We start from the raw sequence: 10,192 nt of genomic DNA, 5'->3' as shown, positions 1-10,192 counted from the left end.
CGGCTAAGGGCTGACATCTGGGACAAAGTGAACTCTCCCAAACTTGCCTCTTCGCGTAACCGCCGCTTCAGCTTGCCAAGTACCACGCGCAATTCCCCCGCGACAGCATGCGCGTGCGCGACTTCGGGATCGGTGTGTTGCGTTTCGTCGTTCGTGTTCATGTCCGAACCTTAGCAGATACGAAGTCAAACTACAAAGTTAAACTTCTTACTTGGATAACAGGAAATCTCGTCGCAAGCACCACCGGTCCCGCGACCAATCTGGTAACCACCGCGCCAAGATCAAGCGCCTCTTTCCAAGCTGCGATTACGCGCCGAGCGCGATTCAATCGGCCAGATAATCGCGATGTGAGCGCAAGCGCGCATATCGGCACGTGGTCCCGTCCTAGGATGTTGCATACGGCAACCGGGAGCGAATCATGGGACAACGTGAAGATATGAGCGAATGGTTGTCGCCTGCGGAGCAAGCGTTGCAGATGCCGGTTGCATGGCGCTACATGCTCGGCGATGGCAAATGGCGTTATCAGCGTGAATGGTCTGATGGCGCCAATATGCATCCGGTCTATGAAATGACGGCGGAAGATTCGGCGGCGTGAAATCGAACCACCGATAATGATGGGCTTTTCAAAGTTGGCGCAATAACTCCACGCAATCCGTCTCTTTCGCGATAAAAATATTCCAAACAACACTTCGTGAAAGCATTACCGGCTTCATGGCCGGTAATGAAGGATTGCTGTCACAGAGTTATTCCCCGCAAGCATTGTATTTTAGGGCGCGCATAGACTCGTCGGGACCAGAAGCCCACGTTCACAGCCTTGCCCAGCGCGTGCTGACCTTTTTGCACGCGCTGTTTCTGTTTTTTTCAATTACTAACAACCACGTTTACCCCGATACGAGAAAATCACCAATCGAAAATATCGTTTAACGAGGAGACCGGATGCACGCCATTCCACTCAACTATAACGATCATGTTTTGGTGCCCCTTGCAGCAGGTGAGCGCGGCAGTTTTGCGTCGATGGTCATTGTCACCAAGCCAAACGGCGCGCGCTGGGCATCGGGCGTACTAGGCCACTTCACCGAAGCGGACGACGCCTGCCGGTTTGCTATCGCATATGGAAAAGCAGAGGTCGACGGACGGCGACGTCCGCGAGCGGTGAAGCCGCCTGCCGAATCTGAGCCAAGAACGAGCCACACCGCGCCTTCCTGCACTTCTGGATCCGCGCCATGAGGATGCGTCGCCTACGTCTTCTTTGCCCACTCGCATGTTGCGAGTGGGCTTTTTGTTTTTTCGCGACGCATTAATGCTTGTGGTGCATCCAGCTCATGTGGTGCGTATCGAGCCACTCACGCATACGTACCCGTCCGCTGCCGTCTTCTGGGTGCTCGCGTCGATACCGACGGCCCAATACGGCAGCTATGACTATCAGGACCGCAAGGCCCACCACAAAACCGATCATCGACTCAGTCATGGCCGCCTCCTCAATACGCTACAGCCCGCTTACATTTTAGGTCACGCATTTTGAAATGCGAATCTTCCCGTGTAAATGCTGTCTTTGCGGGATGTTCGGAGCTTGCCTTTTATGTATCTTCGCAATACGCGAAGTACGCAAAAAAGCCCAGACAGAAGCGCTGCTGGGCAAGTCCACCGGATAAAACCCGTTGGAGAAGGTTCAAATTCAGTTTTTTCTAAAATCTGCTGCGCAAGCATTCTGCTTGTTAGCGATACGCTGGCCTGCGGCTCACATTCGTTCAGTCGCCGGCCGTCCGGTAGTTAATCTGATTAATGGCCCATGTACACCGAGTGGACGTTATCGCCAAATGACGACTGGACAGGGGTCCCGGAATCCGTCGATCCATTAGCCACGCCACCGTAGCTGCTGGCACCGGCGTTTTGGGCCGCTACGCGTGCTTCTGCCGCTTGAATGTTGGCCGGATAGTCGTAATCGTTCGCTGTTGCCGGGTTGTAGCCGGCCTTCTCAATCTGGATCAACTGTGCCTTCACTTCTGCACGCGTCAATGGTTGCTGGCTCGACTGAGCAAACGAAACAGCCGGGATGGCGAGCACTGCGGCAACTACAACGGCTTGAATGAGCGACTTCATGATACCTACCTCCGAATCTTGTTTTGTCGCGAACGACCTTGTTCGCGTTCTATGGATGTAGTGTAGGTAAGCCGTTTCTGAAAATTAAGCGCGATGAGCGCAAGAGATTATTGTTGTTTTAGGTAGAAACCCTAAGGTTGTTTGGCGACAGATTCCTGATTCGGCCCCCCTGTAATTTTCCGAAATCAATGCGCGACGAGCGACACAATTCCAGGCCGAACGATGGCCCGGGTCGATCTCTCCAAGCTGCAACAGGGAGAAAAATCATGGTCAGGCTCTTTCTCGTCTTGGGACTTGCAGCTGGGCTTTCGGGGTGCATCGTCGCCCCGCCTTATGGATATGCACCAGGGTATGGATACGCCTATGCGCCGGCGTATTACGCGGCGCCGACGGTTGGTGTGGGGATTGGGTTTGGCGGTGGGGGTTGCTGCTGGCGGGGAAGGTAGTAGTTTTGGACGTAGGCTATCGCGGCGCAGTCAATGAACTCGCCGTTTCGGGTTCGGGCGCGACATCCTGAACGTTTTGAACGCCCGCGGGACGCCCCATCGCTATCTTAAAAAAATGCGAAACTTGGCGCTTCGCTCCTTCAACCCTCGCGCGCTCATGCTCCCAACCATCCTTGTCGTGGTCCCGCTTCGTCCTGAAAACCAAACCACCATCGCGAATGCCTTCAACGCCATTACAGCGCTAGACCAAGCGGCGCTCGATAAAGCCCTGGATGACCATGCCGACGAAATCCGCGCTGTCCTGACAAACGGCACCATTGGCATCAATGCAGCTTCCATCGCGAAACTGCCAAACCTAGAACTGATTGGCGCGTTGGGCGCGGGCTACGAAAACATCGCACGCGACGCGGCCCAGGCGCGCGGCATCACCGTCGTGAACGGCGCGGGTACCAACGACAACTGCGTCGCCGATCACGCCTTCGCGCTGCTGCTCAGTGTTGTCCGCCAGATCCCCGTGCTGGACCGCGCATGCCGCGCGGGCGTGTGGCGTGACGACCTGCCCTTCCAGCCGAACTTTTCGGGCAAGAAGCTAGGCGTGATCGGGCTTGGCAATATCGGCGGGAAGGTGGCAAAGAGAGCGCTGGGATTCGATATCGAGATCGGTTATCACAATCGCCGGCCACAACCGGACTCGGCATATACGTACTTCGACTCCGTGATCGCACTCGCCGAATGGGCCGATTACCTCGTGGTCGCCACGCCGGGCGGCGCATCGACCCGACATCTGATCAACGCCGGCGTGCTCGCCGCACTCGGCTCAAATGGCTACGTGGTGAACGTGTCGCGCGGCAGCGTTGTGGATACCGCCGCATTGGCGGACGCGCTCGAACGCGGCGTGATAGCCGGCGCGGGACTCGATGTCTACGAAGGCGAGCCCACACCGCCCGCGCTGCTGACAGACTCCGATCGCGTCGTGCTGACGCCCCACGTGGGCGGGCGCTCGCCGGAGGCGGTCGCAGCATCGGTCCAGATGTTCGTCGATAACGCCACACGGCACTTCACCGGCGAGGCAGTATTGACACCTGTTTGAAAGCTCCCGTGAGGGCGCCCGGCGAGGTTCGCCGCGATCCCGTATCGTGTCGGACTATTGCCGATCACGTCCAATCCTAAAAAACTGTGTCAGACCAGACCACTCTCCTCGCCGACGGTCCCATGACCGCGCTCCAGCGTCGCGGCATGGCGGCAATCTTGCTCGCCGTTTCGCTCGCCACGCTCGATACCGCCATCGCGAACACTGCGCTCCCCGCAATCGCCGCCGATCTCCACGCGACCCCCGCCGCGTCCGTCTGGATCATCAACGCGTATCAACTCGCGATGGTCGCCACGCTGCTGCCGTTCGCGGCGCTGGGCGGTATTGTCGGGCACAGGAAGATCTATCTGGGCGGGTTGATCCTGTTTCTCGTGGCATCGCTGACGTGCGCGCTGTCGTGGTCGCTGCCGTCACTCACCGCGGCGCGGCTGCTGCAGGGTATTGGCGCGAGCGCAATCATGAGCGTGAACACGGCGCTGATCGGGGCGATCTATCCGCATCACAGGCTTGGGCGAGGGTTTGGGCTGAACGCGCTGGTGGTGGGCATCTCGTTCGCGGTCGGACCGACGGTCGCATCCATCGTGCTCTCGCTCGGACCTTGGCCGTGGCTGTTCGCGGTGAACGTGCCAATTGGACTGGTGGCGCTGGCTATCGGCTGGACGGCGTTGCCGCAAACACCACGCGCCACGCATGGTTTCGACCGGGTGGCGGCAGGACTGAACGTGGTCACGTTCGCCGCGCTGGTGTTCGCGCTGGGCGAAGCGGCGCAGCGCGCGCCCACGCATATTGTGCTGATTGCGCTCGCGGTGACGGCAGTGGCGGGCGGGCTGATGCTGCATCGGGAACGTGGTCATCCGGCGCCGATGCTTCCCGTCGATCTCTTCAAACGTCCGATGTTCGCGTTGTCGACAGCGACCGCCGTCTGCTCGTTCGCCGCGCAAGGGCTGGCGTTCGTCTCGCTGCCGTTTTATTTCGAAAGTGTGCTCGGGCGCAGTCAGGTGGAGACCGGCTTCCTGATGACGCCGTGGTCGGTGATGGTAGCGCTGCTGGCGCCGGTCGCCGGTCGTTTATCGGATCGATACCAACCGGGGTTGCTGGGCGGCATCGGCCTCGCAGTCATGTGCGCGGGCATGGCGTCGCTGGCGTTATTGCCGGCTCATCCCCATGCACTCGATATTTGTATCCGCATGGCCATATGCGGCGCGGGTTTTGGGTTCTTCCAATCGCCCAATCTGAAGGCGCTCATGGCGAGTGCGCCGCGCGAGCGTAGCGGTGGCGCGAGCGGCGTGGTAGCAACCGCTCGGCTGATTGGCCAGGCGACAGGGGCGGCGTTAGTCGCGCTGAGCTTTGGTATTGCGGGGCATCACGGTCCGGCGCTGGCATTGGCGATTGGTGCGGGATTCGCGGGCGTCGCAAGTATTGCAAGCGGCTTGCGGCTGATTACCCGCGATAAACCCGTAGAAGCGATGCAGACAGCGGAGAAGTAGAAGAGTTTGATCCGCAAGAAGCGGTTGCTCTTAAGTCGGGCAACCGTCCGCCACGTCGGCCGGCGGAAAATATTCACCCCGCCACCAACGCCGCTTTCGCCCGCGCCACCGGCTCGGTCCAGTCTCCGAGCGTGGTCTGCTTGAACAAACGCGCGCCCGGATACCACACGCTGTCGTCACGATCCAGCATCCAGCGCCAGTCGTAATTCGCCGGCAGGAATATCCACACGGGCTTGCCAAGCGCCCCAGCCAGGTGAGCCACCGATGTATCCACCGTTATCACCAGATCGAGTTGCTCGATCAGCGCGGCGGTATCGGCGAAATCGTGGATGTCGTCCGTCAGATCGTGGGGTTTCAACGCGCAACCGGGCTGCGAAAGCTGATCGCGAGCCGCGCCCTTCTGCAGCGAGAACCACTCGGTATTCGCCACCTCCGCGAACGGCGACCACGCGGCGAACGGCATCGAACGGAATTGATCATTGCCGAACGTCGGACTGCCCGCCCACACGATGCCAATCTTTCTGCGAGCGCCCGCCAGTTTTTTCACGCGCGCCGGCCACGATCCGATCCGTTCAGCACTTACGCTCATATAAGGCGTGTCGGCGATAACACCCGGAACAAGATGCGCCACGCGATGCGGCACGCTCATCGAAGGCGTCCAGTAGTCGTAACCTTTTGTCGAACCAATGGGCAGCGCCCGACGCACGCCGCGCACGCTCTGGATCAGTTCCACGATGTTCTCCGGCACCCACATGTCGACGGTCGCGCCCATCTGTTCAAGCACCTTCACGTAGCGCGCGAACTGCATCATGTCGCCGTGTCCTTGCTCGCCAGCGACCAACAGCGTCTTGCCTTGCAGCGATTCCCCGCGCCATTCCGGCACGCCTGGAACATTCATGGGCTTGTACTTGCTCGAGCGCCAGCGCACTTCGTGCAGTGCCCAGCCTTCCTTGAAGTTGCCGCGCCGTAACTGCAGCAGCGCGAGATTGTGCAGCGCGTCGGCGTGACCGGGAGCCAATGTCAACGCGTGCCGGTAGTACGGTTCCTCCTCCTCAAAACGACCTTGCGAGCCGATAGCCGCACCCACGCAAACATGAATCTGTGGATCGTCGCGCAAGGTCAACGCCCTGCGATATTGCGCCTCCGCCTCAACGAATTTCCCAAACAGCCCCAGCGTCGTGCCGAGATTCACGTTGGCCTCGAAGTGGTCTGGTTTCAAAGCAAGCGCCCGATGCAAGCTCGCCACCGCTTCGTCGAATCGTTTCAGTTCGCGCAGCGCATTGCCTCCGCCGAAATGGGCTTCGAAGCTGTCAGGATTGCGGCGAAGCACGTCGCGGTATGTGCCCAACGCCTGTTCGTGGCGCTTCGCGGCAGCGAGCGTGGAGCCGAGGTTCAAACGGGCATCGATGAAATCGGGATCTTGAGCAAGCAACGTCTCATACTGTTCGATGGCTTCGTCGAATCGGCCCTGCTTTTGTAGCGCTGTGCCAAGGTTGTTGCGTGCGTTGGAAAACGCCGGATTGATGGCGAGGGCGCGCTCGTAGCACGCCACGGCATGGGGAAGATCGCCCAGCGCCGCCGCCACGAGCCCGCGATTGCTCAAGCACGCGGACCCGTCCAGGGCAAGGCCAAGCGCACGATCCAGCAACTTCGCCGCGTCTTCGTTATCGCCACGTTGATGCAGCAACACACCGAGGTAATGCAGTGCATCGACGTGATCAGGATGTTCTTTGAGAATCGCGCGATAACCACTTTCCGCTTCGGCCATATGGCCAGCCTGATGGTGTTCTAAAGCAACGGCGAGCGGTTCGGAAAGTTGATTCATGGCGGGCGTATTCATCAAAGTGGATAACCTCTCGATGCTATGCGCTGCCCTCCCCTCCGACTATCGGATTGCTCCTATCCCTTGTTTCTCGCGTTGAGGTTATGAGTTTCGCTGATCGGGGGCATCAGTCTTTATCGCCGGGTGAATGGAAGCCAGGCTTGCCGATTTGTTCCGGCGTCTGCGGCACGCGACGGAATCGCGAGGTGTCGTAACCCATTTCGTCCAGGCGGCCGAGCAGTTCGCGATATTTCGCGTCGCCCATGTCCGGCGAGCGCGCGAAGATCCAGCCTAGCTTCTTGCCCGGATAACCGAGGATCGTGTATTGAAAGTCATCGTCGACATAAAGCGTTTGCTGGCTCGCGTAGATCGGCCAGAAAATGCGCACGCTCCATTCGGCGTTATTCGTTCCGGGAACAATGGAATCGGTGAATTGATAATGCTTGAGCGGGGCGTCGAATGAGCCCTTATGCGCGTAATACGAATCGTCGATTTTGCCGTCATCGCGAAGTTTCCATTGCGCGTAACTGCCAACGAAATCGTCTTCGGCGAAATACGGAATGTTCGCGACGATGTACCAGCGTCCCATATAACGCGGCAGATCAACGGATGCGAGCTTGGGCTCCACATTCGCGCGCGGATTGGGGTTTGGAGGGGACGACATACATGCGCCCATTAGCAGCGTGAACAAAACAACGACAACAACGCGCGAATAGCGGGACATGGGGCACCAAGGTATCGATTAAGGGCGGATATGAATGCATACGCATATCCGCCCTGACTGGTTTCATCGATTCATGGGTGCAAATTGCAGGCCCGGCGCTTCAACTTAGATTCAACTTAAATGCGCCGCACCTTCACCTTCTTGCCCTTCACCTTTCCTGCCGACAACTTCTTGACCGCCTGATCCGCAATATCGCGCGCAACCGCCACGTACGTGACCATGTCCGTCACGTTGATCTTGCCGATCTGCGAGCCTTCGAAACCCGCGTCACCCGTCAGCGCGCCCAAGACATCGCCGGGACGAATCTTTTCCTTGCGGCCGCCGAGGATCTGCAGCGTGGCCATGGGCGGTTGAAGATGACCCGGCGTCGCCGGCGTCAGTTCACTCAGCTTGTGCCACTCCACTTCCTTCTTCTGCGCTTGTTCGATCGAACTCACGCGCGCCATCTCATTCATGCTCGCGAGGCTCAGCGCCCAGCCTTCCTGATCCGCGCGGCCAGTGCGGCCAATTCGATGCACGTGGATCTCGGGATCCTGCGTGACATCGACGTTGATCACCGCTTCCAGTTGCGTGATGTCCAACCCGCGCGCGGCGACATCGGTCGCGACCAGCACCGAGCAACTGCGATTGGCGAACTGCACGAGCACCTGATCGCGTTCGCGTTGTTCGAGTTCACCATGCAGCGCGAGTGCGTTAAAACCTTGCGCGACCAGAACGTCGAGCAAGTCGCGGCACTGCTGTTTCGTGTTGCAGAACGCGAGCGTGCTGACCGGCTGATAGTGATCCAGCAACTGGCCGACTGCGTGCAAGCGTTCGTTGTCGTGAACTTCGTAGAAGCGCTGTTTGATCTTCGAATTCGTATGCTGCTCGGTGAGCTTGACTTCCTGCGGCTTGCGCAGGAATTGCTGACTCAGTTTCGCGATGCCCTCCGGATACGTCGCGGAAAACAACAACGTCTGACGATCCTTCGGACATTGCTTGACGACCGCGACGATGTCATCGAAGAAACCCATGTCGAGCATACGGTCGGCTTCATCGAGGACCAGCGTCTTGAGCGCGGTCAACGGCAGCGTGCCGCGTTCAAGGTGATCCATGATCCGGCCCGGCGTTCCCACGGCAATATGGCAGCCATGTTCTAGACTTGCGATCTGCGGACGCATCGGCGAACCGCCGCACAGCGTCAGGATCTTGATGTTGTCCTCCGCGCGCGCGATGCGGCGGATTTCCTGCGTGACCTGGTCGGCGAGTTCGCGCGTCGGGCACAGCACGAGTGCCTGAACGGAGAAAAGCCGCGGATCGATTTTCGCGAGCAGCGGCAACGCGAACGCGGCCGTCTTGCCGCTACCCGTCTTCGCCTGCGCGATGAGATCGTGGCCTGCGAGCGCGATCGGCAGGCTGGCGGCCTGGATTGGGGTCATCGTCAGATAACCGAGTTGTTCGAGGTTCGCCAGCATGGCCGGCGAAAGCGGCAGTGCGCTGAATGAAGTTGGGGTCGTCATGAGCTTATGTTGTTACCTGGCGGCAGGTTTCGGCGGGACCGAATTGTCCTGCTCGTAGGTGATCGTGCCGTCGGGCGCGTCGTGGCGCAGCACTTTGTTGCGCGCGCCGCACATGGGGCAGCGGAACATCAGGCCCTGGCCTTCGTTCTTGATGAGCACGTCGGCGAGTTGCCATTCGGCGCCGCACGGCTGGTTTCGGCAGATAAACATGATTGATTTGAGCGTAATTGATGGGGTTGCGGCGAGAAAAGGGCATCGGCCAAGGCCGGCGCGCGCTGTTTTACGCGCAATTAGAAGCCGAAGTGTACGCGTACACGGCGCAATTGCCTCGTTTTGCAGCATTTTCCCAGGCCTTGCCGTCCTCTTCGCGCGTTCGGGTGGAGTCGATCGGCTAAACTGGCAGCCACTAAAACGATGCGCGGCAACGCCTTCAACCCTACTCCCCGATGCGAATCCTGCACACCTCGGACTGGCACCTTGGCCAGTACTTTCTTGGGCATTCACGCCAGGCTGAACATCAAAAGCTGATTGCGTGGCTGGTCGAGCAAACGGGGATGCACGCGGTCGATTCGGTGCTGATAGCCGGCGATATCTTCGATACCGGCGCACCGCCCAGCTACGCCCGCGAGATGTATTACTCGCTGATTCTGGCGCTGCGCGACGCAGGTGTCGGCTTGACGTTGCTGGCGGGTAATCATGATTCCGTCGCCGTGCTCGAAGAGTCACGCCATTTGCTGACGGCGTTGAATACGGTTGTCATTCCCTCGGTGCAGGACGATCCGAACGAACAGGTGCGTGTGCTTAACACCCGCGACGGCAAGCCTGGCGCGATTGTCTGCGCCATCCCGTTCATCCGTCCACGCGATGTGTTGCAGAGCATCGCGGGACAGAGCGCGCGCGAGAAACAGGAGTCGCTACAAGACGCGATTCACGCGCACTATCAGGCGCTCTTTGCGCTGGCGGAACAAAAGCGCCTGGAGCTTGGCGTGCATTTGCCGATCATCGCGACCGGTCATTTGACGAC

Annotated in this window: 11 protein-coding genes and 1 pseudogene; 5 read left to right on the top strand and 7 right to left on the bottom strand. The window is 59.3% G+C overall.

Going from position 1 to position 10,192, the window contains the following annotated elements:
• Positions 1-161, bottom strand: a pseudogene (locus JWR14_RS08515) (MarR family transcriptional regulator); the annotation flags it as partial.
• Positions 162-418: 257 nt separating this feature from the next.
• Here JWR14_RS08515 and JWR14_RS08510 point away from each other — a divergent pair.
• Positions 419-595, top strand: coding sequence for a hypothetical protein (locus JWR14_RS08510; RefSeq protein WP_299704445.1), 177 nt, complete (start codon positions 419-421; stop codon positions 593-595).
• Between the two features lie 702 nt (positions 596-1,297).
• Here the strand turns inward: JWR14_RS08510 and JWR14_RS08505 are convergent.
• Together JWR14_RS08505 and JWR14_RS08500 are read right to left on the bottom strand one after the other, a co-directional pair.
• Entirely contained in the window at positions 1,298-1,468 is a 171-nt protein-coding gene (locus JWR14_RS08505; RefSeq protein WP_299704442.1) for a hypothetical protein, read from the bottom strand.
• 311 nt (positions 1,469-1,779) lie between these two features.
• Entirely contained in the window at positions 1,780-2,100 is a 321-nt protein-coding gene (locus JWR14_RS08500; RefSeq protein ID WP_299704439.1) for a DUF4148 domain-containing protein, read from the bottom strand.
• Between the two features lie 266 nt (positions 2,101-2,366).
• On the opposite strand from JWR14_RS08500, the gene JWR14_RS08495 reads away from it, so the two are divergent.
• The 3 genes from JWR14_RS08495 to JWR14_RS08485 all read left to right on the top strand — a co-directional run bounded on the left by JWR14_RS08495 (position 2,367) and on the right by JWR14_RS08485 (position 5,123).
• Positions 2,367-2,546, top strand: coding sequence for a hypothetical protein (locus tag JWR14_RS08495; protein WP_299704437.1), 180 nt, complete (start codon positions 2,367-2,369; stop codon positions 2,544-2,546).
• A gap of 157 nt (positions 2,547-2,703) precedes the next feature.
• Positions 2,704-3,636: a 2-hydroxyacid dehydrogenase gene (locus JWR14_RS08490; protein WP_299704434.1), complete on the top strand. Its 933-nt coding sequence runs from the start codon at positions 2,704-2,706 to the stop codon at positions 3,634-3,636.
• A 122-nt stretch (positions 3,637-3,758) separates the two neighbouring features.
• On the top strand, positions 3,759-5,123 hold the full coding sequence (locus JWR14_RS08485) for an MFS transporter (RefSeq protein WP_299704431.1): 1,365 nt from the start codon (positions 3,759-3,761) through the stop codon (positions 5,121-5,123).
• 73 nt (positions 5,124-5,196) lie between these two features.
• Here JWR14_RS08485 and JWR14_RS08480 read toward each other — a convergent pair whose 3' ends face one another.
• The 4 genes from JWR14_RS08480 to JWR14_RS08465 form a co-directional block, all read right to left on the bottom strand.
• Positions 5,197-6,948 (bottom strand): tetratricopeptide repeat protein, encoded by a 1,752-nt coding sequence (locus JWR14_RS08480; RefSeq protein WP_299704428.1) that lies wholly within the window; start codon positions 6,946-6,948, stop codon positions 5,197-5,199.
• A 124-nt stretch (positions 6,949-7,072) separates the two neighbouring features.
• Positions 7,073-7,621: a lipocalin family protein gene (locus JWR14_RS08475; RefSeq protein WP_299704447.1), complete on the bottom strand. Its 549-nt coding sequence runs from the start codon at positions 7,619-7,621 to the stop codon at positions 7,073-7,075.
• Between the two features lie 164 nt (positions 7,622-7,785).
• Positions 7,786-9,168 carry an ATP-dependent RNA helicase DbpA gene (dbpA, locus tag JWR14_RS08470; RefSeq protein WP_031361009.1) on the bottom strand — a complete coding sequence of 461 codons (1,383 nt, stop codon included), beginning with the start codon at positions 9,166-9,168 and terminating at the stop codon, positions 7,786-7,788.
• 12 nt (positions 9,169-9,180) lie between these two features.
• Positions 9,181-9,378 carry a hypothetical protein gene (locus tag JWR14_RS08465; RefSeq protein WP_299704420.1) on the bottom strand — a complete coding sequence of 66 codons (198 nt, stop codon included), beginning with the start codon at positions 9,376-9,378 and terminating at the stop codon, positions 9,181-9,183.
• A 236-nt stretch (positions 9,379-9,614) separates the two neighbouring features.
• Here JWR14_RS08465 and sbcD point away from each other — a divergent pair.
• Positions 9,615-10,192 (top strand): exonuclease subunit SbcD (gene sbcD, locus JWR14_RS08460; protein WP_299704417.1); only part of this gene is annotated, 578 nt, incomplete at its 3' end.

Origin of the sequence: Caballeronia sp. (assembly GCF_028292365.1) — a bacterium.
Classification (GTDB): domain Bacteria; phylum Pseudomonadota; class Gammaproteobacteria; order Burkholderiales; family Burkholderiaceae; genus Caballeronia.
The sequence above is the reverse complement of the archived record's forward strand: the minus strand, read 5'-3'. Positions and strand labels throughout refer to the sequence as shown.